The organism is Ruegeria sp. H6 (assembly GCF_056532975.1).
Genome location: NZ_JBQFOA010000002.1, coordinates 278,340 through 304,263, shown reverse-complemented (window position 1 = coordinate 304,263; position 25,924 = coordinate 278,340). Strand labels below are relative to the sequence as shown.

General features: G+C 59.0%; 32 protein-coding genes. 30 read left to right on the top strand and 2 right to left on the bottom strand.

All coding sequences use genetic code 11. The features are described from left to right. Positions 1–29: 29 nt before the first annotated feature. Positions 30–1,220, top strand: coding sequence for a DegT/DnrJ/EryC1/StrS family aminotransferase (locus ACR0AG_RS06195; protein ID WP_480837403.1), 1,191 nt, complete (start codon positions 30–32; stop codon positions 1,218–1,220). Between the two features lie 3 nt (positions 1,221–1,223). Here the strand turns inward: ACR0AG_RS06195 and ACR0AG_RS06190 are convergent, their stop codons facing one another. Next, positions 1,224–2,288 carry a Hint domain-containing protein gene (locus tag ACR0AG_RS06190; protein ID WP_480837402.1) on the bottom strand — a complete coding sequence of 355 codons (1,065 nt, stop codon included), beginning with the start codon at positions 2,286–2,288 and terminating at the stop codon, positions 1,224–1,226. A gap of 202 nt (positions 2,289–2,490) precedes the next feature. Between ACR0AG_RS06190 and ACR0AG_RS06185 the strand changes: the two genes are divergently transcribed. Next, positions 2,491–3,654 carry an isovaleryl-CoA dehydrogenase gene (locus tag ACR0AG_RS06185; protein WP_480837401.1) on the top strand — a complete coding sequence of 388 codons (1,164 nt, stop codon included), beginning with the start codon at positions 2,491–2,493 and terminating at the stop codon, positions 3,652–3,654. A gap of 50 nt (positions 3,655–3,704) precedes the next feature. On the opposite strand, the gene ACR0AG_RS06180 is transcribed toward ACR0AG_RS06185, so the two are convergent. Beyond that, on the bottom strand, positions 3,705–4,310 hold the full coding sequence (locus tag ACR0AG_RS06180) for an OmpW/AlkL family protein (protein WP_480837400.1): 606 nt from the start codon (positions 4,308–4,310) through the stop codon (positions 3,705–3,707). Positions 4,311–4,446: 136 nt separating this feature from the next. Between ACR0AG_RS06180 and ACR0AG_RS06175 the strand changes: the two genes are divergently transcribed. From ACR0AG_RS06175 to ACR0AG_RS06040, 28 genes are all read left to right on the top strand, one after another. Continuing rightward, positions 4,447–5,973 (top strand): AMP-binding protein, encoded by a 1,527-nt coding sequence (locus tag ACR0AG_RS06175; RefSeq protein ID WP_480837399.1) that lies wholly within the window; start codon positions 4,447–4,449, stop codon positions 5,971–5,973. After that, positions 5,970–6,449, top strand: coding sequence for a lysozyme inhibitor LprI family protein (locus tag ACR0AG_RS06170; RefSeq protein ID WP_480837398.1), 480 nt, complete (start codon positions 5,970–5,972; stop codon positions 6,447–6,449). The genes ACR0AG_RS06175 and ACR0AG_RS06170 overlap by 4 nt, the downstream gene beginning before the upstream one ends. After that, positions 6,446–8,056: a carboxyl transferase domain-containing protein gene (locus ACR0AG_RS06165; protein WP_480837397.1), complete on the top strand. Its 1,611-nt coding sequence runs from the start codon at positions 6,446–6,448 to the stop codon at positions 8,054–8,056. Before ACR0AG_RS06170 ends, ACR0AG_RS06165 begins: the two co-directional genes overlap by 4 nt. A 3-nt stretch (positions 8,057–8,059) precedes the next feature. Then, a complete protein-coding gene (locus ACR0AG_RS06160; protein ID WP_480837396.1) occupies positions 8,060–8,482 on the top strand; it encodes an ASCH domain-containing protein in 423 nt (140 codons plus the stop codon). Between the two features lie 3 nt (positions 8,483–8,485). Next, a complete protein-coding gene (locus ACR0AG_RS06155) occupies positions 8,486–10,417 on the top strand; it encodes an acetyl/propionyl/methylcrotonyl-CoA carboxylase subunit alpha (RefSeq protein ID WP_480837395.1) in 1,932 nt (643 codons plus the stop codon). 81 nt (positions 10,418–10,498) lie between these two features. After that, positions 10,499–11,353: a hydroxymethylglutaryl-CoA lyase gene (locus tag ACR0AG_RS06150; protein ID WP_480837394.1), complete on the top strand. Its 855-nt coding sequence runs from the start codon at positions 10,499–10,501 to the stop codon at positions 11,351–11,353. A 10-nt stretch (positions 11,354–11,363) separates the two neighbouring features. After that, a complete protein-coding gene (locus ACR0AG_RS06145) occupies positions 11,364–12,158 on the top strand; it encodes a crotonase/enoyl-CoA hydratase family protein (protein ID WP_480837393.1) in 795 nt (264 codons plus the stop codon). Positions 12,159–12,341: 183 nt separating this feature from the next. Then, complete coding sequence (locus tag ACR0AG_RS06140) at positions 12,342–12,707, top strand: NADH-quinone oxidoreductase subunit A (protein ID WP_209504455.1); 366 nt, start codon at positions 12,342–12,344, stop codon at positions 12,705–12,707. Further along, the gene (locus ACR0AG_RS06135; RefSeq protein WP_037307875.1) at positions 12,698–13,231 is read left to right on the top strand and encodes a NuoB/complex I 20 kDa subunit family protein; all 534 of its coding nucleotides are present in this window, start codon (positions 12,698–12,700) and stop codon (positions 13,229–13,231) included. Before ACR0AG_RS06140 ends, ACR0AG_RS06135 begins: the two co-directional genes overlap by 10 nt. Continuing rightward, positions 13,228–13,554, top strand: a complete 327-nt coding sequence (locus ACR0AG_RS06130) for an antibiotic biosynthesis monooxygenase (RefSeq protein ID WP_480837392.1) — start codon at positions 13,228–13,230, stop codon at positions 13,552–13,554. Before ACR0AG_RS06135 ends, ACR0AG_RS06130 begins: the two co-directional genes overlap by 4 nt. Beyond that, positions 13,547–14,152 carry an NADH-quinone oxidoreductase subunit C gene (locus tag ACR0AG_RS06125; RefSeq protein WP_480837391.1) on the top strand — a complete coding sequence of 202 codons (606 nt, stop codon included), beginning with the start codon at positions 13,547–13,549 and terminating at the stop codon, positions 14,150–14,152. The genes ACR0AG_RS06130 and ACR0AG_RS06125 overlap by 8 nt, the downstream gene beginning before the upstream one ends. Continuing rightward, complete coding sequence (locus tag ACR0AG_RS06120; protein WP_480837390.1) at positions 14,152–14,325, top strand: hypothetical protein; 174 nt, start codon at positions 14,152–14,154, stop codon at positions 14,323–14,325. Before ACR0AG_RS06125 ends, ACR0AG_RS06120 begins: the two co-directional genes overlap by 1 nt. Before the next feature lies 1 nt (position 14,326). Further along, positions 14,327–14,449, top strand: a complete 123-nt coding sequence (locus tag ACR0AG_RS06115) for a hypothetical protein (RefSeq protein ID WP_480837389.1) — start codon at positions 14,327–14,329, stop codon at positions 14,447–14,449. Next, a complete protein-coding gene (locus tag ACR0AG_RS06110; RefSeq protein ID WP_480837388.1) occupies positions 14,449–15,672 on the top strand; it encodes an NADH-quinone oxidoreductase subunit D in 1,224 nt (407 codons plus the stop codon). The genes ACR0AG_RS06115 and ACR0AG_RS06110 overlap by 1 nt, the downstream gene beginning before the upstream one ends. Then, positions 15,669–16,151, top strand: a complete 483-nt coding sequence (locus tag ACR0AG_RS06105) for a hypothetical protein (protein WP_480837387.1) — start codon at positions 15,669–15,671, stop codon at positions 16,149–16,151. The genes ACR0AG_RS06110 and ACR0AG_RS06105 overlap by 4 nt, the downstream gene beginning before the upstream one ends. Positions 16,152–16,185: 34 nt before the next feature. Next, positions 16,186–17,298, top strand: coding sequence for an NADH-quinone oxidoreductase subunit NuoE (gene nuoE / locus ACR0AG_RS06100; RefSeq protein ID WP_480837385.1), 1,113 nt, complete (start codon positions 16,186–16,188; stop codon positions 17,296–17,298). Between the two features lie 30 nt (positions 17,299–17,328). Further along, positions 17,329–17,547: a DUF5337 domain-containing protein gene (locus ACR0AG_RS06095; RefSeq protein WP_480837383.1), complete on the top strand. Its 219-nt coding sequence runs from the start codon at positions 17,329–17,331 to the stop codon at positions 17,545–17,547. A 12-nt stretch (positions 17,548–17,559) separates the two neighbouring features. Continuing rightward, positions 17,560–18,858: an NADH-quinone oxidoreductase subunit NuoF gene (gene nuoF, locus ACR0AG_RS06090; protein WP_480837381.1), complete on the top strand. Its 1,299-nt coding sequence runs from the start codon at positions 17,560–17,562 to the stop codon at positions 18,856–18,858. 5 nt (positions 18,859–18,863) lie between these two features. After that, positions 18,864–19,280, top strand: coding sequence for an MAPEG family protein (locus tag ACR0AG_RS06085; RefSeq protein WP_480837379.1), 417 nt, complete (start codon positions 18,864–18,866; stop codon positions 19,278–19,280). A gap of 53 nt (positions 19,281–19,333) precedes the next feature. Then, on the top strand, positions 19,334–19,678 hold the full coding sequence (locus ACR0AG_RS06080) for a hypothetical protein (protein WP_480837377.1): 345 nt from the start codon (positions 19,334–19,336) through the stop codon (positions 19,676–19,678). Positions 19,679–19,785: 107 nt separating this feature from the next. After that, positions 19,786–20,181 carry a DUF5333 domain-containing protein gene (locus ACR0AG_RS06075; RefSeq protein WP_480837375.1) on the top strand — a complete coding sequence of 132 codons (396 nt, stop codon included), beginning with the start codon at positions 19,786–19,788 and terminating at the stop codon, positions 20,179–20,181. A 4-nt stretch (positions 20,182–20,185) separates the two neighbouring features. Further along, positions 20,186–22,207, top strand: coding sequence for an NADH-quinone oxidoreductase subunit NuoG (gene nuoG, locus ACR0AG_RS06070; RefSeq protein ID WP_480837374.1), 2,022 nt, complete (start codon positions 20,186–20,188; stop codon positions 22,205–22,207). 45 nt (positions 22,208–22,252) lie between these two features. Beyond that, positions 22,253–23,287: an NADH-quinone oxidoreductase subunit NuoH gene (gene nuoH, locus ACR0AG_RS06065; RefSeq protein ID WP_480837372.1), complete on the top strand. Its 1,035-nt coding sequence runs from the start codon at positions 22,253–22,255 to the stop codon at positions 23,285–23,287. Continuing rightward, on the top strand, positions 23,287–23,904 hold the full coding sequence (locus ACR0AG_RS06060; RefSeq protein WP_480837370.1) for a hypothetical protein: 618 nt from the start codon (positions 23,287–23,289) through the stop codon (positions 23,902–23,904). The genes nuoH and ACR0AG_RS06060 overlap by 1 nt, the downstream gene beginning before the upstream one ends. A 3-nt stretch (positions 23,905–23,907) precedes the next feature. Continuing rightward, a complete protein-coding gene (nuoI, locus tag ACR0AG_RS06055) occupies positions 23,908–24,402 on the top strand; it encodes an NADH-quinone oxidoreductase subunit NuoI (RefSeq protein WP_039524264.1) in 495 nt (164 codons plus the stop codon). Then, on the top strand, positions 24,399–24,809 hold the full coding sequence (locus tag ACR0AG_RS06050) for a carboxymuconolactone decarboxylase family protein (protein WP_480837368.1): 411 nt from the start codon (positions 24,399–24,401) through the stop codon (positions 24,807–24,809). The genes nuoI and ACR0AG_RS06050 overlap by 4 nt, the downstream gene beginning before the upstream one ends. Then, positions 24,806–25,408, top strand: coding sequence for an NADH-quinone oxidoreductase subunit J (locus ACR0AG_RS06045; RefSeq protein ID WP_170615376.1), 603 nt, complete (start codon positions 24,806–24,808; stop codon positions 25,406–25,408). The genes ACR0AG_RS06050 and ACR0AG_RS06045 overlap by 4 nt, the downstream gene beginning before the upstream one ends. A gap of 2 nt (positions 25,409–25,410) precedes the next feature. Beyond that, complete coding sequence (locus ACR0AG_RS06040) at positions 25,411–25,923, top strand: hypothetical protein (RefSeq protein WP_480837366.1); 513 nt, start codon at positions 25,411–25,413, stop codon at positions 25,921–25,923. Position 25,924: the final 1 nt, after the last annotated feature.

The following is a 25,924-nucleotide window of genomic DNA, read 5'->3' as shown; positions in this document are numbered from 1 at the left end:
CGAGCGGTCAGCCATCCCAGAACAGGCATATGACCGAAATATTCTCTGGCAGCTTTACGCAGCAGGAACCCATCCCCGAATACGCGATCGAGGCCGCACTGGCCGTGTTACGCCATGGTCGGTTGCATCGTTACAACGTGGTGCCCGGAGAACTGGGCGAAACCGCTTTGCTGGAACAGGAATTCGCGGCACAGATGGGGGCCAAATACTGTCTAGCCGTCGCGTCGGGCGGCTATGCGATGGCCACGGCCCTGCGCGCGGTAGGGGTTCAGCCCGGTGATCCGGTTCTGACCAACGCATTCACGCTCGCACCTGTGCCGGGGTCCATTGCGTCGGTGGGTGCAAAGCCCGTTTTTGTTGGTGTGACCGAGGGTCTGACCATTGATCTGGATGATCTCGAAGCCAAGCTGGATCAGTCGAAGGTCCTGATGCTCAGCCATATGCGCGGGCATCTGTGCGACATGGATCGCCTGATGCAGATGTGCGATGCGGCAGGCGTGGTGGTGATCGAGGATTGCGCCCACACGATGGGGGCCGCGTGGCGCGGGCAACTCTCGGGGCGTCAGGGGGCCATCGGGTGCTATTCCTGCCAGACCTACAAGCACGTGAACTCGGGCGAGGGTGGGCTGCTGGTCACCGACGACGAAGAGATTGCGGCCAAGGCTACCATACTCTCTGGCTCTTACATGCTGTACGAACGTCATCTGGCGGCACCGTCGCCGGAGGTATTCGAGCGGATCAAATACACAACGCCCAACGTTTCAGGCCGCATGGACAACCTGCGCGCGGCGATCCTTCGTCCGCAATTGCGCGATTTGGACACACAGGTCGCGCGCTGGAACGAACGCTATCTGGCCGTCGAGCAGGGGTTGCGGGGCACTCCGGGCCTGCAGATCGTCGAGCGGCCAGAAGAAGAAACCTATGTGGGGTCGTCCATTCAGTTTCTGCTGCTTGACTGGCTGCCGGAACGCATTGCCGAAGTCATCCGTCGCTGCGCTGCGCGTGGTGTCGAGCTAAAGTGGTTTGGCGGGGCAGAACCAACCGGCTTTACCTCGCGTTATGACAGCTGGCGCTATGCCGACAGCGTCCCGATGCCGCAAAGTGATCGGGTTCTTGTCGGGATCATGGATATGCGGGTTCCGCTGACCTTTTCCCTGGATGATTGCCACCTGATCGCGCGGATCATCCGGTCAGAGGTCGGGGCGGTCTACCAGTCATAAATGTCAGGCTGAATGGGCCTCGATCACCGGTTTTCTGTTCTTGCTGAGACGTTCGATCAACCGTCTCTGAAGCTTCCGCTCGGGGATCTTTTGACGGGACCCCGCCAGGTCAGCCGCTGTGAGACCAGGAAAAATCAGCTGAATTTCTTCGCGCGCTTCGGCTGAGATGGCCGCAAGCGAGGTCTGCGACAAAAGCAGGCTTTCACTGGGCGCCCCGTTGGCGAAGACGATTTCGTGTTCGTCAAACAACAGGTGGAAATAGGTGACACCGTCGCCATCTTCGTCAATGTCGATCCCCGGAAGTTCGGTCAGCCTGATCGCGGAAACTAGAACATCGGGTGTTCCGAACATCCGCTGCGCCACGGCCGAGCCTGTCTGCATGCGATGCTGCCGCGAGACCCGCAGGTCGCGGTCCGGCACACCCTCCCCCAATGCGTTTTGAGAGATCCTGACAGGCCGCAATCTGGGCTCGGCCTTCAGATCCTGCTCTGCAAGCGTGCGCCGTCCGATCCACCGCAAGGTGCGAATGCCCGAACGGGTTACTATCCGATCGCCGACCTTCAGCTTTTCAACCGGTACCTCCCCCAATTCGGTGGCGATTCTGGTGCCCGAGGCAAAGCACACGATCAGTGAGATGTTGTCGACAATCGCACCCAGGCTGTCATCAATCCCAAGTTCCGTGAACCGCAGCGTATAGTCGCCGGCGCTGGGGAAATCGACATCCATCGAGATGGTCGTGAAACTGTTCTGTGTCGGCAGAACAGTCATCGACGCAATAGCAACACCGTTGCTGTCCAGCACTTCGACGACAAACCCTTCGCCGACATTGGGGCTGGAGGCGGTGCGCAACGCCGTGTCGAAGGTCAAGACACCTTCCTCAGGATTGTCGACGGTAAATGTCTGCTCCAAAACGGTTGTGAAACCGGTTCGCCCATCCAATTCGCTTACGGTGTTTTGGGATCCATTGCCCAGGAATGCCGTCTCGGGATTGAACTCAAGATCAGTGCCGGTCCAGTTGGCCGAGCCATTGTCGAAGGTCCCGTTGATGATCAAATTTGTGGGCGGCATGATGCTTGGTTCCTTGCGCTGTCCCGAATTTCCTACAAAGCGAATTTTCCCAGGTAAACCTTTTGAGTGTCAAAAAAGTGGCGTGAATTCGTGAACAATTGCTCAACGCCGGTTTTTCAGGGTGTACGCAATCCTTGACCCGCGCTGGCGTTCGTGCCAGATTAACTGAACGCTTGTTCAATAACCCATGGGGATCACGCCAATGTTCAATGCAACCATGCAATTCGATCTGGGCGAAGACGTGAATGCACTGCGCGAGATGGTGCATCGCTGGGCGCAGGAGCGGGTCAAGCCAATGGCGGCTGAGATCGACAAATCCAACGCGTTCCCAAACGAGCTTTGGCAAGAGATGGGTGAGCTGGGCCTGCTGGGTGTGACCGTGCCCGAAGAATATGGCGGGGCGGCAATGTCCTATCTTGCCCATACGGTCGCGGTCGAGGAAGTCGCGCGCGCTTCGGCCTCGGTGTCGCTGTCCTATGGCGCACATTCCAACCTGTGCGTGAATCAGATCAAGTTGAACGGCACCGAAGAGCAAAAACTGAAATACCTGCCGCGCCTGATTTCGGGTCAGCATGTCGGGGCCTTGGCGATGTCCGAGCCTTCGGCTGGTTCAGATGTTGTTTCGATGAAGTTGCGCGCTGAAAAGCGCAACGATCACTACCGTTTGAACGGAAGCAAATACTGGATCACCAACGGTCCGGATGCAGACACTCTGGTCGTTTATGCAAAAACCGATCCGGACGCGGGATCCAAGGGGATCACTGCGTTTCTGATTGAAAAAGAGATGACCGGCTTTTCGACCTCGCCCCATTTCGACAAGCTTGGGATGCGGGGGTCGAACACGGCGGAATTGATCTTTGAAGATGTCGAAGTGCCGTTTGAAAACGTTCTGGGCGAAGAAGGGCGCGGCGTCGCGGTTCTGATGTCCGGGCTGGACTATGAACGCGTGGTTCTGGCCGGGATCGGCACGGGCATCATGGCCGCCTGCCTGGACGAGGTGATGCCGTATCTGGCCGAGCGGAAACAGTTCGGCAAACCCATCGGCAGTTTCCAACTGATGCAGGGCAAGATCGCCGACATGTATACGGCCATGAACTCGGCCCGGGCCTATGTCTATGAGGTCGCCAAAGCCTGCGACCGCGGCGACGTGACCCGTCAGGACGCGGCGGCCTGCTGCCTTTATGCATCAGAGCAGGCGATGGTGCAGGCCCATCAGGCCGTTCAGGCGCTGGGTGGGGCTGGTTTCCTTTCGGATTCGCCAGTCAGCCGGATATTCCGAGACGCCAAACTGATGGAAATCGGTGCCGGCACCAGCGAGATCCGCCGAATGCTGATCGGGCGCGAAATGATGAGTTCAATGCAGTGAGGGAATACGCCCCACAGCCGAGGGAACTGCGGGGCGTTTCGATCCGGGGATCAGAAGCGATGGACGTAAGAAACGCCGATCAGCCAGGGGTCAATCTCGACAGTTCCGATATCGGCGCCGTCCAGCGTGACGTCCGAGTCGATATCGAACCAGCGCACGTTCAGACGCACGGCACCGGCGTCGGTCACCTGATAGTCCAGACCAGCCTGCAGCGCGAGGCCGAACGAGTCGTCGACCTCAAGGTCGCCCAGCGGCGATTGCTCGTCAAAGAAGATTGTGTAGTTCAGGCCCGCACCGATGTAGGGCGTCCATGCGCTGTTGGTCGCGAAATGGTAGTTCACCGACAGGGTCGGCGGCAAGTGTTTGACGCTGCCCGCATCAACGCTGCCTCCCAAGGTGACATCGTGGTCAAAGGGCGTGGCGGCCAGCAGCTCGATCCCCAGATTGTCGCGGATGAAGTACTCTGCGGTAAAGATCGGGCGCGTGTCCGAGCCGACTTCGGCATCGAAGCCCGCCAGCGAACCGTTGTCGGATTTCGGGTCCAGATAGCCCACACCGATACCCAGCGTCCAATCCCCTTGAGATTGCGCAAAAGCAGGAGCTGCCAGCGCCGCAAGCGCGGCGGACATGGTCAAAGCGGCGAGTGTTTTGGTCATTGTTTTGCCTTTGATGTCGTTGATTCGCCCATTGTCAGGGATCGGCGCCGAACCGGCCCTGATCTGTGTCAAGTTTTACGGGGACGGGCGCGTCGCGATTTAATTGTAAATATCAGAAAAATAATGGAAATTTCCCATGATACCCGCTGATCGCATACCCGGTTTGCGCCCAGGGGGTGGCTGGCAGATTCCAGCGCGCCTGAACATGGCGCGGCAGTGTCTGGACCATCCCGGCGAAAAGGTTGCGTTGATCGATCTGACGCAGCCGCAGGACCGCTCTGTCACCTATGCGCAACTGTCAGAGATGGTTGATGACGTGGCCCGCGCCTTGCTGAAACGGGTGCAGCCGGGTGACCGGGTGGGTGTGTTGCTCAGCCAATCCGTGTGGTGTGCGGTGGCGCATCTGGCGATCTGGAAAATCGGTGCGATTTCGGTGCCGCTGTTCAAGCTCTTCAAGCATGACGCGCTGCAGTCACGCGTGGGCGATGCGGGTGCTGGGCTGGTGCTGACCGATGAAGAAGGCGCCGACCTGCTGGGCGATTTGGCCGACCCTTTGCTGATAGATCGGATCGGTGTTGCCGGTGGTCCTGTACCCTATGCCGATACCGGCCCCGAGGACCCGGCTGTGCTGATCTACACCTCAGGCACCACCGGCACGCCAAAAGGCGCGTTGCACGGGCACCGGGTGCTGACCGGACATCTTCCCGGCGTATCGATCAGCCACAATCATTTGCGCGATGGCGATTGCCTCTGGACCCCGGCGGACTGGGCCTGGATTGGCGGGCTGTTTGATGTGCTGATGCCGGGTCTGGCGCTGGGCATACCGGTGGTGGCCGCACGTCTGGACAAGTTCAGCCCGCAGGCCTGCGCCGATGTGGTGGCGCGTGGGGGGGTAAAGAATGTGTTCTTCCCGCCCACCGCATTGCGGATGCTCAAGGCAGCGGATCACGCGCTTCCCGGCTTGCGCTCGGTCGCGTCGGGGGGGGAACCCTTGGGGGCCGAGATGCTGGCCTGGGGACAAAAGGCCTTTGGCCTGACGATCAACGAATTCTACGGCCAGACCGAATGTAATATGGTCGTCTCGTCCTGTGCCGAGGACTTTCCCGTGCAGCCGGGCTGTATCGGCAAACCGGTGCCGGGGCATGAGGTTGCGGTGATCGACGCGAACGGCGTGCCAACGTCCGAGGAAGGCGACGTCGCCATCCGGCGCGGCTCGGCCTCGATGCTGTTGGAATACTGGAACCGGCCCGGGGAGACCGCTGAGAAGTTCCGCGGTGACTGGCTGATCACCGGGGATCGCGGCGTCTGGCAGGGGGAGTATCTGCGTTTTGTGGGCCGCGATGATGATGTGATTACATCTGCCGGGTATCGCATCGGCCCGGCAGAGATCGAGGATTGCCTGCTGACCCACCCGGCGGTGGCGACGGTGGGCGTCGTTGGCAAGCCCGACAAGCTGCGGACCGAGATCGTGAAGGCCTATGTGGTGCTGAAACCGGGGGCAGAGGCGACTGGTTCGGAGTTGCAGGACTGGGTCAAAACCCGTCTGGCGCATTATTCCTATCCGCGCGAGGTCGCGTTTCTTAAGGAACTGCCGATGACGGTGACGGGGAAGGTGATCCGGAAAGAGCTGAAGGCGCGGGCGGCGGGGGAGTTAAGTCAATGAAAGAGAAATTGATCGCAGTTTGTTTGATGATTCCGATACAAGCCTTAGCAGATTGGGCGCCAGAGCCAGTGCTCGAAAATGCGGTTTGGAATTGTGTGACGCAATCTGGTGACGACTGGCATGCAGGCGCTCAGTGTATTGGGACTTTCTCCAACGTCTGCATCGAGGCAAGTGGTACTTATGACAGCATGACAGTCGCGCAGTGCAGAGACGCTGAAACGCAGGGTTGGGACGCAGTTCTCAATTCAGCCTATCAATCCTTGCGAGCGGACTTGTCTGCGCCTGAAATGTTACCCGTCGCGGCTGAGGCATTAACGGACGCTCAGAGGGCTTGGATCACATTCCGTGACGCTGAATGCTTGTCGCGTGGGAACCTAACAACTGGAACGGGGCATTTTGAAGATGGGGCAGATTGCCTTTTGCGGGTCACCGCGACACGGGCGCTAGATCTCATCGGCTATGGAGGCACACCATGAGTAGATTGAATTCCAAAGCCATGCCCACCTCTGAGGGCTTTAAAGCAAACCGGGCTGCTCATCTCGATGCACTGGCGCAGATCTCTACTGCTGCCGAAGCCGCCCGCATGGGCGGCGGTGAGAAATCCCGTGCGCGACATGAATCCCGAGGCAAGATGCTGCCGCGGCGGCGGGTGGCGAAACTGTTGGACCCGGGGTCTCCGTTTCTGGAAATCGGTGCGACGGCGGCGCATGGGATGTATGGCGATGCCGCGCCTTGTGCCGGGGTGATCGCGGGTATTGGTCGGGTGCAGGGTCGAGAGGTCATGGTGGTCTGCAACGATGCCACCGTGAAGGGCGGCACCTATTATCCGATGACCGTCAAGAAACACCTCCGCGCGCAGGAGATTGCCGAGGAAAACCATCTGCCCTGCATCTATCTGGTCGACAGCGGCGGCGCGAACCTACCCAATCAGGATGAGGTCTTCCCCGACCGCGACCATTTTGGCCGCATCTTCTATAATCAGGCGCGGATGAGTGCAAAGGGCATCCCTCAGATCGCCGTGGTGATGGGGTCTTGCACGGCGGGCGGGGCCTATGTGCCCGCGATGTCCGACGTGACCATCATTGTCAAAGAGCAAGGCACGATCTTTCTGGCCGGGCCGCCCTTGGTCAAGGCCGCGACGGGCGAGGTGGTCAGCGCCGAAGATCTGGGCGGTGGCGATGTCCATACCCGCCTGTCCGGCGTGGCCGATTATCTGGCCGAGGATGATGCGCATGCGCTGGCTTTGGCGCGGCGAGCTGTGGGGTCTTTGGGGGGTGCCGGGCTGAAGCCCGGTCTACGGTTCGAGGCACCCGAGGAGCCAGCTTACGATCCCGAGGAAATCCTGGGCGTGGTTCCGGCCGATCTGCGCACGCCCTATGACATCCGCGAAGTGATTGCGCGCCTCGTTGATGGCTCTCGGTTCGATGAATTCAAGCCTCGGTTCGGTGAGACGCTGGTGACGGGTTTTGCCCATGTCAAAGGCTGCCCGGTCGGGATTATCGCCAATAACGGCGTGCTGTTTTCCGAGGCCGCACAGAAGGGCGCGCATTTTGTCGAGCTGTGTTCGCAACGCAAAACGCCGCTGGTGTTCTTGCAGAATATCACCGGATTCATGGTCGGTCGGAAATACGAAAACGAAGGCATCGCGCGGCATGGGGCCAAGATGGTGACGGCCGTCGCGACGACCTCGGTGCCCAAGATCACCATGCTGGTTGGTGGGTCCTTCGGGGCCGGGAATTACGGTATGGCCGGGCGGGCGTATCAGCCGCGCTTCCTGTGGACCTGGCCGAACTCACGCATTTCGGTGATGGGTGGCGAACAGGCCGCAGGCGTTCTGGCCACCGTCAAGCGCGACGGGATCGAACGGCAGGGCGGGACTTGGTCTGCCGAGGAAGAGGCTGAGTTCAAACGTCCGACGCTGGAGATGTTTGAGGAACAGTCGCACCCGCTCTATGCCTCGGCACGGTTGTGGGACGACGGCATCATCGACCCGCGCAAATCCCGCGACGTGCTGGCCCTGTCACTCAGCGCCGCGCTGAACGCCCCGATTGAGGAAACACGCTTTGGCGTGTTCAGGATGTGAGCGATGTCTGATCTGGAACACCTGAAAGCCCGCTACCCCGGTGCGCAAACGTTCAAATTCGGCGACAACCGCGTGTTATGCGACGAACTTTTGGCGCTGGTGCGCGGTGGGGTAAAAACGGCGACTTGCGGTGCGCTGAGGGATTATCCCGAGGGCAGTACCGATACGCCGGTCGTCGGACGCCGCGACATTGCATTGGACTGGGATGACCAGCCAGCCCTTGTGATCGAAACGCTCGATGTCTCAACCTGCCGCTTTTGCGACATGACCGAAGACTTTGCGCTGGCCGAGGGCGAGAATGAAGCGCTTGAAGGATGGCGCGAAGATCACCGCCGGTATTTTGAGCGCAATGGTGGTTTTGATCCAGAGATGGAACTGCTGTGCGAACGGTTCCGCCTTGTCGAAGACCTGACAGCCGAGGAGTAGGCCATGTTCAGCAAAATCCTGATTGCCAACCGTGGCGAGATTGCCTGCCGTGTCATGGACACCGCTCAGAAGATGGGTGTGGCTTGTGTGGCGGTTTATTCGGATGCAGATGCCTCGGCCAAGCATGTGCAGATGGCGGATGAGGCGGTGCATATTGGTGGTGCGGCCCCGGCGGAGAGCTATCTGAAGGGCGATGTGATCATCCGGGCCGCGCTGGATACGGGCACGCAGGCGATCCATCCGGGCTATGGTTTCCTGTCGGAAAACCCGGATTTCGTGGATGCGGTTGCGGCGGCTGGGTTGACCTTCATCGGGCCCTCGGCGGACGCGATCCGAAAGATGGGCCTTAAGGACGCCGCCAAGGTGTTGATGGAGGACGCGGGCGTGCCGGTTGTGCCGGGCTATCACGGCGACAACCAGGACCCCGGGCATCTGGCTGCGGCGGCGGACACCATCGGCTATCCTGTTTTGATCAAGGCGGTTGCGGGCGGTGGAGGCAAGGGGATGCGGCTGGTTGAAAACGCATCCGATTTTGCGGCGGCTTTGGCCAGCGCACAGGGCGAGGCGCGGACCGCCTTTGGCAACGACGCGGTTCTGGTCGAGAAATTCGTCGCCAAGCCGCGCCATATCGAGGTGCAGGTGTTCGGCGACGGCACCCATGCCGTGCATTTGTTCGAACGCGACTGTTCGTTGCAGCGGCGACACCAGAAGGTGATCGAAGAGGCTCCGGCCCCCGATATGACCGCTGAAATGCGCGAGGCGATGGGGCAGGCAGGTGTACGGGCCGCCGAGGCCATCGGGTACAAGGGCGCGGGGACGGTCGAATTCATCGTCGATGCCTCGGACGGGCTGCAACCGGATCGGTTCTGGTTCATGGAGATGAACACGCGCCTGCAGGTGGAACACCCCGTGACCGAGGCAATCACCGGCATCGATCTGGTCGAATGGCAGTTGCGCGTGGCAGCCGGGGAAAGCTTGCCGATGCAGCAGGACGAGTTGTCGATCAGCGGTCACGCCTTTGAGGCGCGGCTCTATGCCGAAGATGTGCCCAAGGGCTTTTTGCCCGCGACGGGGACATTGACTCATCTGGCCTTTCCCGAAGCGTGCCGCGCAGACAGTGGCGTGCGGGCCGGGGATACGATCAGCCCGTGGTATGATCCGATGATTGCCAAAGTGATCGTTCACGGGCCAACCCGTGACGTGGCGCTTCGGTCGCTGGACCGGGCGCTTGCCGAGACCCAGGTTGGCGGGACCGTGACCAACCTGGCGTTTCTTGGCGCGCTGACCCGTCATTCCGGCTTTGCAAATGGCGATGTGGATACCGGTTTGATCGGCCGCGATCTTGATGCGCTGGTGCGGCAGCCCGCACGATCGGCTTATGAAGCCGTTGCGGCGGCGATGACGGTTGCGGGTCTGGTCGATACGGCACCTCAGACCGGGTTTCACCTTTGGTCGCCTCTGCACCATGCGGTGCAACTTGAACAGGCGGGTGAGGTTCTGGACCTTGATGTGCAGGTCGAAGGCCCGGATCGACAGCTCTGGCAGCTGGGCGGCGAAACTGTTGTTGCCGCTCGGGTTGCGGGGCGCTGGATGATCGCCGGTCAGGTGATGCCCGATGTTGCGATGAGCGGGGCAGAGGTCACCGTGTTCAGCAATTATGGGCAAGTGTTCCAAGTTGTTGATCCGTTGGCCCGTGATGCCAGCGCGGCAGGGGATACCAACGTTATCGAGGCCCCGATGCCGGGTCTGGTCAAAGCTGTCTTTGCCACCGCAGGTCAGTCGGTGAAAGAGGGGGACCGGTTGGCCATTCTGGAAGCTATGAAAATGGAGCACTCCCTGCTGGCTGCACGCGACGGTGTTGTTGCCAAAGTGCTGGTTCAGGACGGTACGCAGGTTGAGGCCGGGGCGGCACTGGTCCGGTTGGAAGAGGATTGACCTGTCCCGGCGGCGCATTGCGTGGCACAGTCGGATTGTCCGTATTTGGAACGAGAAGAAGCCGGTAGGAGGGACGCGGAAATGCAAGAGCAGGTTGAGATCTACGAGGTCGGCCCACGCGACGGGTTACAGAACGAAAAGCGCGAAATCCCGGTTTCCGAGAAAATCGCGTTAATTGACTGCCTCAGCCGGGCCGGTTTCAATCGGATCGAGGTTGCAAGCTTTGTTTCGCCCAAATGGGTACCGCAAATGGCCGGCAGCGCCGAGGTTTTGGCCGGATTGGTGCGCGCTGACGGCATACGCTATGCCGCGCTGACGCCGAATATGCGCGGATATGAGGCGGCATTGACCGCAAAGGCAGATGAGATCGCCGTTTTTGCGTCGGCATCCGAGGGATTCTCGAAAGCCAATATCAACGCAACCATCGAAGAATCGATCGCGCGTTTCACGCCGATACTCGAAGCGGCCCGCCACATTGACCTTCCTGTTCGTGGCTATGTCTCATGCGTGACTGACTGCCCCTATGACGGGCCCACCCCGCCCGACAAGGTCGCCGAAGTGGCGGACAAGCTGTTCTCGCTGGGCTGCTATGAGGTCTCGCTGGGGGATACAATCGGGCAGGGCACGCCTGACACGGTTGCCCACATGCTGCTGGCTGTGCGCGAACGTGTTCCCGTCACCCGTCTGGCCGGGCATTTCCACGACACGAACGGGCGCGCCATGGACAATATTGATGCCGCCTTGGCGCTGGGCCTGCGTGCTTTTGATGGTGCTGTCGGGGGGCTGGGCGGATGCCCCTACGCCCCCGGCGCTTCCGGCAATGTCGCCACCGAGCAGGTCGCCGCGCATCTTGAGCGGTTGGGCTATCAAACCGGGCTGAACCCGGACGTTCTTGAGGAAGCCGCGCAACTGGCACGCGCCATGCGGACGGATTGAAAGGGCGGTCATGTTCGAAACGATTTCTATTTCTACCGACCCGCGCGGTGTGGCCACTCTGACCTTGAACCGGCCCGAAAAGCACAACGCAATGTCCGCGCTGATGATTGCGGAATTGACGCAGGCGGCAAGCCAACTCGGCTCGGATGCTTCGGTGCGCGCGGTTGTGCTGACCGGGGCTGGCAAGAGCTTTTGCGCCGGCGGTGATCTGGGCTGGATGCGCGCCCAGATGGAGGCGGATCCGGAGACGCGATTTATCGAAGCGCGCAAACTGGCAGAGATGCTTTTTGCACTGAATACGCTGACAAAGCCGTTGATAGGCAAGCTGCAGGGGAACGCCTTTGGCGGCGGCGTGGGAATGGCTGCGGTTTGTGACGTCACCATTGGTGCTGATACCGTGACAATGGGGCTAACTGAGACAAGATTGGGCTTAATTCCAGCAACAATTGGCCCCTATGTCTCCGCACGTATGGGCGAGGCCAAGGCAAGGCGCGTCTTCATGTCCGCGCGCCTGTTCACGGCGGCCGAGGCGGTGGAACTCGACCTGTTGTCCCGCGTCGTTCCTGCCGCGGATCTGGATGCAGCGGTTGCGGCAGAAGTCGAGCCCTATCTGACCTGCGCGCCGGGGGCCGTTGCGTCGGCCAAAGCCCTGTTGCGCACGTTCGGGCCGCAAATTGACAAAGAAGTGATAGATCGCTCAATCCACGCGCTTGTCGCGCGGTGGGAGACGCCCGAGGCACAGGAAGGGATCAGCGCGTTTTTTGACAAACGCAAACCTGCTTGGAACAGCCAGGGTCAGGTTTAACCCCGCGTTCAACGGCGCAGGCTAAAAGCCCGGAAAAAAAGCAAGACTGTTCGGTGCGTGGAAATGGCAGGTGCGCGTTTGTGTTCTGTTGACCCTCTGACCCCACAGGGATAGAGAGTGTGCTGTCAACACGCCAATTGACGGCGTTGGTCTCAAGGGGTCGACGCAAGAAAGGAGCTCTACGTGGAAGACCTGTTGCGGGAGTACCTCCCGATCCTGGTGTTTCTGGCCGTTGCTGTGGGCCTTGGAATCGTTTTGATTCTGGCGGCAGTGGTGCTTGCAGTTCGTAATCCTGACCCCGAAAAAGTCAGCGCCTATGAATGCGGATTCAATGCGTTCGACGATGCGCGAATGAAGTTCGATGTCCGATTCTATTTGGTCTCGATCCTGTTCATCATCTTTGATCTCGAAATCGCGTTCCTCTTTCCCTGGGCCGTGGGCTTCCGCGACATCAGCGATGTGGGGTTCTGGTCCATGATGGTGTTCCTGGCAGTGCTGACCATCGGCTTTGCCTATGAATGGAAGAAGGGGGCCCTGGAATGGGAGTGATGACGGGTGCAAACACCGCCGGCGTCGACAAAGAAGTCGCCACCCAGGCCCTCAATGCCGAGCTGCAGGACAAGGGATTTCTGCTGACCTCGACCGAAGACATCATCAACTGGGCCCGCACCGGGTCCTTGCACTGGATGACTTTTGGACTGGCCTGCTGCGCGGTTGAGATGATGCATACCTCGATGCCGCGCTATGACGCGGAACGGTTCGGCATCGCGCCGCGTGCGTCCCCACGACAGTCAGACGTGATGATCGTGGCTGGAACGCTGACCAACAAGATGGCCCCGGCGCTGCGCAAGGTTTACGACCAGATGCCCGAACCGCGCTATGTGATCTCGATGGGGTCCTGTGCGAATGGCGGCGGGTATTATCACTATTCCTATTCCGTCGTTCGCGGCTGTGACCGGATCGTTCCGGTGGACATCTATGTGCCCGGCTGCCCCCCGACCGCCGAGGCGTTGCTGTATGGTCTGATGCAGCTGCAACGCAAAATCCGCCGCACAGGGACGATTGTGCGATGAGTGATGCGGTGATCAGGCGCTGGGAGGCTGTGGTTGCCCGGGATGACGTGACTGAATGGGTCGAAACCTTTCGGACGCGCGCTCTTTCTGGGATGCGCGCTGTGGACGGGTTTGAAAGCGTGTCTTTCCTTGTCCCGCGCGTTCAGGACCCATGCCATGTTGTGGTGCTGAGCAAATGGCGTGACATGGCCGCTATTGAGGCCTATGCGGGCGCGGACGTCGCAAAGACGGTATTGCCTGACTTCATGGCGAAGTTTTTCAAGTCTTACGATGCAAAAGCTACGTTCTATGACGAAGTTTTGCAGGAGGGCCGAAATGAGTGAAGCACTCAAAGAACTCGGCGCGCAGCTTGAGCTGAAGCGATCCGATTGCGTTCTGTCCTGGGATGTCACCCATGATGAGTTGAACGTGGATGTGGCCCCCTCCAACCTTGTGGAATTTGTCGAGTACCTGAAATCAGATCGCAGCTGCAGATTCTCGACACTGGTGGACATCACCGGCGTGGACTATCCCGAGCGGGCCAAACGGTTCGACGTGGTCTATCATTTCCTGTCGATGTATCAAAACCAGCGCATCCGCCTGCGGGTCTCGATCCGGGAAGAGGACATGGTGCCCTCGATCATTGACGTGCACCCCTCGGCCAATTGGTTCGAGCGTGAGGTATTCGACATGTTCGGCATTCTGTTCACCGGCCACCCGGATTTGCGCCGTATCCTGACCGATTATGGGTTTCGCGGCTATCCGTTGCGCAAGGATTTCCCGACCACCGGCTACACCGAAGTTCGGTACGATGAGGCGCAAAAGCGCGTGGTCTATGAGCCCGTAAGCCTGGTGCAGGAGTACCGTCAGTTTGATTTCATGTCCCCATGGGAAGGCGCGAATTACATTCTGCCGGGGGACGAGAAACAGGAGGCTGAGTGATGGGAAGTATCTGGTGGCTGATCCTGTCAGCTTTGACCATCATCCCGATGTTGAAGATCCTGCCCTTTTTCGGGATCAACAAATACTGGTGCCTGCTGTGTATGGTTCCGTTCGGCACGATTGCCCTGCTGTGGTGGGTCGGGCTGAAACTGCAAGAGTTGGAGCGCCGCTGAGATGATTGGGGAGCTCATCATTCTGGGCGCGCTGGGCGTCCTGCTCGCAGGGGCCGCGGCCAAGGCCGCTGAGGCCGAGAAAGTTCGGGTCCGGGCCGAAGCGAAGAAGAAGGGGCGGCGTTGATGGACGGCTCAAGATATGATGACGGCAGCACCGACGCGCTGAGCGGCGAGCAGAAGATTCGCAATTTCAACATCAACTTCGGCCCGCAACACCCTGCGGCACATGGTGTTTTGCGCTTGGTGCTTGAGCTGGACGGCGAGATTGTCGAGCGTTGCGATCCGCACATCGGCCTGCTGCACCGTGGCACTGAAAAGTTGATGGAAAGCCGGACCTATCTGCAGAATCTTCCGTATTTCGACCGTCTGGATTATGTGGCGCCGATGAACCAGGAACATGCCTGGTGTTTGGCTATCGAAAAGCTGACCGGCGTCGAGGTGCCGCGCCGGGGCTCTCTGATCCGGGTTCTGTATTCCGAGATCGGTCGCATCCTGAACCACCTGCTGAACGTGACCACGCAGGCGATGGATGTGGGTGCTCTGACCCCGCCTCTGTGGGGGTTCGAGGAACGCGAAAAGCTGATGGTGTTTTATGAGCGTGCCTGCGGTGCCCGCCTGCACGCCGCCTATTTCCGCCCTGGCGGTGTGCATCAGGACCTGCCGCCGGAATTGCTGGACGATATCGAGACGTGGAGCCACGAGTTCCCCGCCGTTCTCGATGATATTGACGGGCTTCTGACCGAAAACCGCATCTTCAAACAGCGCAATGCCGATATTGGAGTCGTGACCGAAGATGACATTCAGAAATACGGCTTTTCTGGCGTGATGGTCCGTGGCTCGGGTCTGGCATGGGATCTGCGCCGCGCGCAGCCATATGAATGCTATGACGAGTTCGAATTCCAGATTCCTGTCGGTAAGAACGGCGATTGCTATGATCGCTATCTGTGCCGCATGGAAGAAATGCGCCAGTCGCTGCACATCATCCGTCAGGCGATTGCCAAAATCCGCGACTGCCCCGGAGACGTTCTGGCGCGCGGCAAGATCACCCCGCCGAAACGCTCGGACATGAAGACCTCGATGGAGAGCCTGATCCATCACTTCAAACTCTATACCGAAGGCTTCCACGTTCCGGCTGGCGAGGTCTATGCCGCCGTTGAGGCCCCCAAGGGCGAGTTCGGCGTCTATCTGGTCGCCGACGGCACCAACAAACCCTATCGCGCGAAACTGCGCGCGCCGGGGTTTCTGCATTTGCAAGCCATGGATCATGTTGCCAAAGGCCACCAACTGGCAGACGTCGCTGCGATTATCGGCACGATGGATGTTGTTTTTGGGGAGATTGATAGATGAGCGAATTGGAAACCAATATTGCAAGGACATCCAAGTTTACAAAGAATGTTTTGTATTTGGGAGGAGTAATCGTTTCAGCGTTTATTGGTGGAGCGTTAGCGGTTCGATTTGCTGATCCAATCATTGAAGCTTCGGATAAAGTTAAAAAACTGGAACAAAGTGTTGAAGAGCTTAGTGAGCAACTCACAAGTGCGATTGCGAGATTGGAAACAGCCGAATTTGCACTTAGTCAGATGCCAGAGCCAAACTATGTTGTAGATCGAGATGATTTACCCAATTTGGACTTGTACGTTCTTCGCAGTGAGTTGCCCCCAGCGCCAAATCTGACTGGGTATGTCAAAAATGGGGACCGCGTCAAAATTGAAACGCTTAACGGCTACCCACTTCAGCTCTATGGCGCGAATTCTGTCATAGCTGACTCGAGAAAGATAATTCAGGATCAAGGGCGAACTGAATGGCGAATTCAGGTGCAACCGTGAAACCAGTCTATGTCCATAAAGTAGATGCAATCGAATGCTGAGACGCCTCCACCCCGAACAACCTGATGCCTTCGCCTTCACCGCTGCCAACCAGCAATGGGCCGAAGCGCAGATCACCAAGTACCCCGAGGGCCGACAGGCCAGCGCGGTGATCCCTCTGCTGTGGCGCGCGCAAGAGCAGGAGGGGTGGCTGACCCGTCCGGCGATTGAATCCGTCGCCGACATGCTTGGCATGGCCTATATCCGTGTGCTTGAGGTTGCCTCGTTCTACTTCATGTTCCAGCTGCAACCGGTTGGCTCGGTGGCGCATATTCAGGTGTGTGGCACGACCTCCTGCATGATCTGCGGGGCTGAGGATCTGATCGCGGTCTGCAAGGATAAGATCGCCGCCAAACCGCATGAGTTATCCGCTGATGGCAAGCTGAGCTGGGAAGAGGTGGAATGTCTGGGCTCTTGCACCAATGCGCCGATGGCGCAGATCGGCAAGGATTATTACGAGGACCTGACGACTGAGAGCTTTGGCAAGATCATCGATGATCTGGTGGCGGGCAAGGTGCCGACTCCGGGCCCACAGAATGGCCGCTATGCGGCGGAGCCGTTGAAAGGCCTGACCAGTCTGACCGAGTTTGAGGCCGGCAAGCCTGAACATAACGCCAGCGCTGAATTGGCAACGAACCTTGGCGACACGGTCAAGCGCATTGACGGGACCGAGGTTCCGATCCTGACGCCGTGGCTGGGCAAGGATGGCAAGCAGGCCGGGGCCTCGGCCGCAGCAAAACCACCCAAAGCGCCAGAGCCTGCCAAACCGGCTGTGAAACAGGCGGCAGAGGCCAAGGCCGCGCAGGAAGAGATTAAGGAAGACAAGCCAAAGACGCTGACTGAGGCGCGCGGAGGCTTGCCGGACGACCTCAAGTTGCTGAAAGGCGTTGGGCCGAAGCTGGAAGAAACCCTGAACGAACTGGGTTTCTATCACTACGACCAGATCGCAGCGTGGACGCCTGCGCATGTCGCCTGGGTGGATGCCCGCCTCAAGTTCAAAGGCCGGATCGAACGGGATGGCTGGATCGAACAGGCGGCCAAGCTGGCGGCTGGGGAAGAAACCGAATTTGCCAAACGTGCCAAGGAAGATAGCACATACGAGGACTAACAGGGTGCCCATCCGGGGCATCGGGATGAGATGGATAAGGACAAGGAACAGGCCATGGCCCGAAAGGGTCGTCATATCGGCATCGTCATCGCTGCGACGATGGTGCTGTGGCTTGCCATGTCCTTTATCGGTCCACAGCTGGGGCTGCCGGGCCGTTATGCGCTGCTTTTTGATTTTGCCGCTCTGGCAGGGTTCATCTATGCAGGCGTCAACATTTTTCAACTCTGGCGCATGCGTCAGGACAGCTGAAGGTAACACGCGATGCTGAAGGATCAGGACCGGATCTTTACCAACATCTACGGGATGCACGAGCGTACTTTGCGTGGTGCGCAGGCGCGTGGGCATTGGGACGACACTGCTGGCCTGATCGAGAAGGGCCGGGACTGGATCATCCAAACGATGAAGGATTCCGGTCTGCGCGGGCGTGGCGGCGCGGGCTTTCCGACGGGTCTGAAATGGTCTTTCATGCCCAAGGAAAGCGATGGTCGTCCGGCCTATCTGGTGGTGAACGCCGACGAATCCGAGCCCGGCACCTGCAAAGACCGCGAGATCATGCGCCATGATCCGCACACGCTGATCGAAGGGTGCCTGATCGCCTCTTTCGCGATGAATGCGCATACCTGCTATATCTACCTGCGCGGCGAGTATATCCGCGAGCGTGAGGCGCTTCAGGCCGCAATTGACGAAGCCTACGACGCCGGGTTGCTGGGCAAGAACGCCGCCGGTTCGGGCTGGGATTTCGACCTGTTCCTGCATCATGGCGCTGGTGCCTATATTTGCGGTGAGGAAACCGCCCTGATCGAAAGCCTTGAAGGTAAGAAGGGCATGCCGCGGATGAAACCTCCGTTCCCGGCGGGTGCGGGGCTCTATGGTTGCCCGACCACGGTGAACAACGTGGAATCGATTGCCGTTGTGCCGACGATCCTGAGGCGCGGGGCGGATTGGTTCGCCGGCTTTGGCCGTCAGAACAACGCAGGCACCAAGCTGTTTGCGATCTCGGGCCATGTGAACAACCCCTGTGTCGTCGAAGAGGCGATGTCGATTTCGTTCGAGGACCTGATTGAAACCCATTGCGGCGGTATCCGCGGCGGTTGGGACAATCTGCTGGCGGTGATCCCCGGCGGCTCATCCGTGCCTTGCGTGCGCGGTGAGAATATGCGCGACGCGATCATGGATTTTGATTACCTGCGGGGCGAACTGGGCTCGGGCCTTGGAACAGCAGCGGTGATCGTGATGGACAAGTCCACAGACATCATCAAGGCGATCTGGCGGCTGTCGAAGTTCTATAAACACGAAAGCTGTGGGCAATGTACCCCATGCCGCGAAGGCACCGGCTGGATGATGCGTGTGATGGATCGTCTGGTGCGCGGTGAGGCGGAACTGGAAGAGATCGACATGCTGTTTGACGTGACCAAACAGGTCGAAGGTCACACGATCTGCGCCCTGGGCGATGCGGCCGCCTGGCCGATCCAGGGCCTGATCCGTAATTTCCGCGAAGAGATCGAGGATCGTATCAAAGCCCAGAAATCCGGCCGCATGGGCGCGATGGCGGCGGAGTGAACCCAATGGACGTATTTGCCGAATATTCTCACGCGATTGCTTCCCTGGTGATCTTCACGCTGATCGTGATGTTCATGTCTCCGTTCAGCGCGCTGGCCAAGCAGGGCAAGGGGTTGCCACCCGGTGCGACGCCCGAACAGGACTACAACGACAAGGCTTATCGCCTGAACCGTGCGTATCTGAACGGTACCGAAACACTGCCCGCCTTTCTGAGTGTCACTCTGGCAGCGATCCTGTTGGGGGCTAGCCCGTTCTGGGTCAATCTTTTGGCTTCGATTGCACTGGTTTCACGGATCGTCATGTTGGTGATTCATCTGCAGGGAATTGGCAAACCCAACAGCGGCTTGCGCTCGGTGTTTTATGTGGTCGCCTGGGCCTGCATGGTGATTTTGGGGCTCATGGCGTTGGTGGCGGCGTTCTGATGGGTAGAGAAATGTACAATACTGGCGTCTTTGCACGCGTTTGCAGATCGGGAATGAGGTTGCCGCTCGCGGCGCTGGCGACGGTGTCGCTTTTGTCGGCCTGCGGCGAAGCGCCATCCAGCGCCAATCGCGTTGCCTTTGACGGTGAGTTCTTTCGCGCCAGCGCCAAACATGTGGACAAAAAGGCTACGCCCTCGGAGTTTACTGTCACTGTAAACGGTGTCTCGGCCTCGCTGGATGGGGCGCGTGAGGCTGGCCGGTATGAGGCCACAAAATTCTGCATCCGCAATTTTGGGTCGTCCCGGATTGACTGGAAGCTTAGCCCGGATGCTGACCCTCAGAACCTGCGCGTCGAAAATGACAAGCTGACCTTTGCGGGGACATGTCAGCGCCCATGAGATTCGCTATCGCATATCACGGCTTGGGTCATAGGGCGCTATTGCATGACGCATCGCTGACCAATCGTCTTGGGAAACCCAAGACGAAAGGAAGCACTATGCCTGCTATGCGTTTAATCTTTGCCCTGAGTCTGACTCTGATCCCTGCGTCTGTGGCCGCAAAGCCGCCGTTGCGGGACGTGAAAGAGATTGACGATGCGCTCTATTACATCGCAATCGCGAATGAGATCTCGGAATATTGCGACACCATCAGCGGGCGACGGTTCAAGGCGATTGGCGTGATGTGGGATCTGAGGTCAAAGGCGAATAACCTGGGGTATACCGACCGCGAAATCCGCGCCTACGTGGAATCGGACGCCGAAAAAGACCGGATGCGCGCCAAGGGCGAGGCATATCTGGCGCAAAATGGCGTGTCGTATGATGATCCCGGTTCCTTTTGCACCCTGGGGCAATCAGAAATCCAAAGAAACAGCGCCATTGGCGTGTATTTGAGGGCGAAGTAAAGCCATGACCGACCTCCGCAAGATCAATATCGACGGGCAGGAAATCGAAGTCGATGGCGCGATGACCCTGATCCAGGCGTGCGAGCAGGCCGGGGTCGAAGTGCCGCGTTTCTGCTATCACGAACGTCTGTCGATTGCCGGAAACTGCCGGATGTGCCTGGTCGAGGTTGTGGGCGGCCCGCCGAAACCCGCGGCCTCTTGCGCGATGCAAGTGCGGGATCTGCGTCCGGGACCGGAAGGGCAGGCCCCGCAGGTCAAGACGAACTCTCCCATGGTCAAAAAGGCCCGCGAAGGGGTGATGGAGTTCCTGCTGATCAACCACCCGCTGGACTGTCCGATCTGCGATCAGGGCGGCGAGTGCGACTTGCAGGATCAGGCGATGGCCTATGGCGTCTCGGGTTCCCGTTTCAAGGAAGCCAAGCGCGCGGTCGACGATCTGGATCTGGGTCCGCTGGTTGGCACCGCGATGACCCGCTGCATCAGCTGCACCCGTTGCGTGCGTTTCACGACTGAGGTTGCCGGGATCACCCAGATGGGCCAGACCGGGCGGGGCGAGGATGCCGAGATCACCTCGTATCTGAACCAAACGCTGCAATCGAATTTGCAGGGCAATATCATTGATCTGTGCCCGGTAGGGGCGCTGACGTCCAAGCCCTATGCCTTTACCGCGCGCCCGTGGGAACTCACCAAGACCGAAAGCATCGACGTGATGGATGCCTTGGGCTCGAACATTCGCGTCGACACCAAAGGGCGCGAAGTGATGCGTTTCCTTCCGCGCAACCATGATGGCGTGAACGAGGAGTGGATCAGCGACAAGACCCGATTTGTCTGGGACGGCTTGCGTCGTCAGCGGCTGGACCGGCCTTACGTGCGCGAAAACGGCAAATTGCGTCCGGCCTCGTGGCCCGAGGCGCTGACCAAAGCTGCCGAGGCGCTGAAAGGGGCTGAAAAGCCCGCCGGTATCGTGGGCGATCTGACTCCGGTTGAGGCCACCTTTGCGCTGAAGCAAATGATCGAAGGGCAGGACGGCGTTGTCGAATGCCGCACCGATGGGGCCAAGCTGCCTTCTGGCAACCGTGGGGCCTATGCGGGAACCGCTGCGATAGAAGATATCGACACGGCTGAACGTATTCTGCTGATCGGGACCAATCCACGTGACGAGGCCCCTGTGCTGAACGCGCGGATCCGCAAGGCTTGGGCGCATGGGGCCGAAGTTGCCTTGGTCGGGCCGGCCGTGGACCTGACTTATCAGTATCACCACATGGGCGATGACCGTGCTGCGTTGCAAAAGGTCGTTGACATGGGCGGCGATGATGAGATCAAGGGCAAACGCTCGCTGGTCATCATCGGGCAAGGTGCGCTGCAAGAGGCCGACGGGGCCGCCGTACTGGCCGCCGCGCAAACCATTGCATCCAATACCGAAAGTGGCCTGGTCATTCTGCACACCGCCGCCGCGCGTGTCGGGGCGATGGATGTGAATGCCACCAACGAAGGCGGTATGGACGCGGTTAATGCGGCCGATGTGATCTATAACCTCGGCGCGGATGAGGTTGAAATCGGTGACGGAGCGTTTGTCATCTATCAGGGCAGCCACGGCGACCGGGGCGCACACCGCGCCGACGTTATCCTGCCGGGGGCGGCCTATACCGAAGAAAACGGCTTGTTCGTGAACACCGAAGGCCGTCCGCAATTGGCAATGCGTGCGGGTTTTGCGCCGGGTGAGGCCAAGGAAAATTGGGCTATCCTTCGGGCGTTGTCCGCAGAATTGGATGCGACCCTGCCGTTTGACTCGCTGGCACAGCTGCGCACCGCGCTGATCGAGGCCGTACCGCATCTGGCGCGCATCGACGAAGTGATCGAAAACGAGGTTCAGCCCTTGGAACAGGGCAGCTTGGGTGACGCGACATTCCGCAATGCGATCAAGGATTTCTACCTGACCAACCCCATCGCCCGCGCCTCGCAACTGATGGCCGAACTTTCGGCGCAGGCTCAAGCTCTGAAAACCGACAGGATTGCCGCAGAATGATCCGAACCGCTGACATATACCCAACGACCCACGGTGTGAGGACAAATGGCTGAATTCTTTAACACCCCAGGCGGCATCGCCCTGATCATCCTGGCGCAAGTGCTGGCTGTCGTGGCCTTTGTGATGATCTCGCTACTGTTCCTTGTGTACGGAGACCGCAAGATCTGGGCGGCAGTCCAAATGCGCCGTGGCCCCAACGTCGTAGGGGCTTATGGGCTGCTGCAATCGGTGGCGGACGCGTTGAAATATGTGGTTAAAGAGGTCGTCATCCCGGCGGGTGCCGACCGCACGGTTTTCATCCTCGCGCCGCTCACATCCTTTGTTCTGGCGATGATCGCCTGGGCGGTAATCCCGTTCAACGACGGGTGGGTGTTGTCGGATATCAACGTCGCAATTCTGTACGTCTTCGCCGTATCTTCATTAGAGGTTTATGGCGTGATTATGGGCGGTTGGGCGTCGAACTCAAAGTACCCGTTCCTTGGTTCCTTGCGCTCGGCGGCGCAGATGATCTCCTATGAGGTCTCCATCGGCCTGATCATCATCGGTATCATCATCTCGACCGGCTCGATGAATTTCGGAGACATCGTGCGCGCTCAGGATGGCTCGTTCGGCTTCTTCAATTGGTACTGGCTGCCGCATTTCCCGATGGTCTTCCTGTTCTTCATTTCGGCGCTGGCCGAAACCAACCGCCCGCCTTTCGACCTGCCCGAGGCGGAATCGGAACTGGTCGCAGGCTATCAGGTCGAATATTCGGCCACGCCTTTCCTGCTGTTCATGGCGGGCGAATACATCGCCATTTTCCTGATGTGCGCCCTGACCACGCTGCTGTTCTTCGGCGGCTGGCTGTCGCCGATCCCCGGCCTGCCTGACGGCGTGCTGTGGATGGTCGCCAAGATGGCGTTTTTCTTCTTCCTGTTTGCGATGGTCAAGGCCATCACGCCCCGCTACCGCTATGACCAACTGATGCGTCTGGGCTGGAAAGTGTTTCTGCCGTTCTCACTGGCCTGGGTGGTCTTCGTAGCCTTCGCAGCGAGATTCGACTGGTTCTGGGGCGCGTTTGCCCGTTGGAGTGTTGGCTAATGGAGTGGAGTATAAGCTATCTATTAGCTCCACTCGCTGCACTTGCTCTTTCGAGTGTGCAGGCCTCGGCTGTCGAAAGTGATGAGCGAAGTTTGCTGGATGTCGCTGGCGAGGTTTGTGCGTCAGAGTTCGACACTCTGTTTAGGTACGACGGCGCTCTCTCAGAATTCCTTTCTAATGAGCGCGGTGAGAGATACCCGAACGTGTCTGCAGCGCAGCATAAGGCTTTTGACAAATATGTCCTTGGATCCGTAGTCAATGCAACTCAGCAGGTTGATATTTCGGTTTATATGGGTGCTTTGATATCCGGTTCGCCAATTCGCGATGATGCTCGTAACAAGTCAATAGCGTTGCTGGATGTGGCGGAATGTCTTCGAATAACCCCATCCGACGAGACTGCCCTTTGGGGGTTCGTAAACGTTAGCGTTGAGGCCGGAAACTTGCCCCAACACGTTGACGTAGATGATCTTCTCTCAGCACAGAGAATGGCGGATTGTATGCATACGATTGAGGCTGGCCGTCGCGTGTTGGCTCTCGACGCAAGCGACACTGCTGTGGCCGATGACGTCCAGTACATTATAGAAGACACGACCAGTCGTTGTGAGGAGACGTTTTAGGACATGACCCAAATCGACTACACCCGCGCCGCCAAGTACTTCCTGCTGCAAGACTTCTGGGTCGGCATGAAGCTGGGGCTGAAGTATTTCTTCGCGCCCAAGGCCACCGTGAACTACCCGCACGAAAAGGGCCCTCTGTCGCCTCGGTTCCGCGGCGAGCACGCCCTGCGCCGATATCCAAACGGCGAGGAACGCTGCATCGCCTGCAAACTGTGCGAGGCGATCTGCCCGGCCCAAGCCATCACCATCGACGCTGAACCGCGTGAGGACGGCAGCCGCCGCACCACGCGGTACGACATCGACATGACCAAATGCATCTATTGCGGCTTCTGCCAAGAGGCCTGCCCGGTCGATGCCATCGTAGAAGGCCCGAACTTCGAATTTGCTACAGAAACAAGGGAAGAGTTGTTTTACGACAAGGAAAAACTGCTCGACAACGGTGAACGCTGGGAAGCTGAAATCGCCCGAAATCTGGAAATGGACGCGCCGTACAGATGAGTGACACGCCGACAAATCCGTTTGAGCTGATGATGAAGCAGGCGCAGGACATGGCCAAGGCGATGAACCCGGCGATGGAGAATTTCTCGCCCAAAGGGTTCGAGAACTTGTGGCCGACCATGCCCAAAGAGGTCATGGAGATGATGTTTGGCAACACCGTCAACAAGGACGGTCTGGACGCCAAGACCCGCCTGCTGCTGACGCTGGCCGGGCTGACCTGTCAGGGCGCACAGGCGGATTCGGCAGTGCGCCAGACCGTGCGTCATGCGTTGGAGGCGGGCGCCAGGAAACAAGAGATCGTGGAAACGATCGGTCAGATGTCGGTCTTTGCCGGCATCCCGGCCATGACCCGCGCGCTGGATCTGGCGCAAGAGGTCTTGGGCGATAACGAGGATGAGGATCAATGACCGTCTTTGCCTTCTACCTGTTTGCCATCAGCGCCATCACCGGCGGGCTGTTCACGGTGATCAGCCGCCAGCCGGTGCACTCGGTGCTTTGGCTGATCCTGTCCTTCTTGTCCGCGGCGGGGCTGTTCGTGCTGCTGGGGGCCGAGTTCGTGGCGATGCTGCTGATCATCGTCTATGTGGGCGCGGTCGCTGTTTTGTTCCTGTTCGTGGTGATGATGCTGGACGTAGACTTCGCCGAGCTGAAGGCTGAGATGGCGCGCTATATGCCGCTGGCTCTGCTGATCGGTCTGGTTATCCTGATGCAGTTCGTCATGGCCTTTGGCGCATGGGACAGTGCGCAGGGTGCGGCGGCCAATCTGGCCCAGCCGGTCCCGGCAGATCGCCACAATACCGAGGCGCTGGGCGTCATCCTTTACGATCAATACTTCCTTCTGTTCCAGCTTGCGGGCCTGATCCTGCTGGTGGCGATGATCGGCGCCATTGTTTTGACGCTGCGCCACCGTCAGGACATCAAGCGTCAGGACATCGTCGGCCAGATGATGCGCGACCCGGCCAAGGCGATGGAGTTGAAGGACGTGAAACCGGGGCAGGGGTTGTGAGATTGGCGATGATGATCACAGTTCCGTTCCTTTTGCTTTCTGCGTGTCAGGATTTGCAGAGCTTAGACGAACGCGTGAGTAAAAACGCGCGAGCAAAACAGTGCGAGTTCATTGAACCAGGGATCTATTTTGAAAGACCTGTAGACTTGGGAAACGGCATCGTTGGTTCGACCTTCAACGGGGCGTCCGGTCTCGTCTCACTTCTTAGCTGGACCGCGACTGAGTGTAAGACTGGTCGTGAGATATCTGTGATTTTTGACCGTACCGATTTGGCAGGTGAAAGCAAAGTTCCCGACCGTAGGGACCTGCAAGAGAGCTTTACGGAGCAGGCTAAATCCTTTGAAGCGGTGACTTTACAGAAACTAACGGACCTAGCTGAAGAGAAAGACATCGCGTCACGAGCTACGTTGGAAAGCTATGAAACATGTGGTTGCGCTGCCTTCTATCCAAATTTGCTAGGCGAAAAATACCCGGCGTCTGACAGAGACCGCATGCCGGCATGGAGCGAACTGTAAA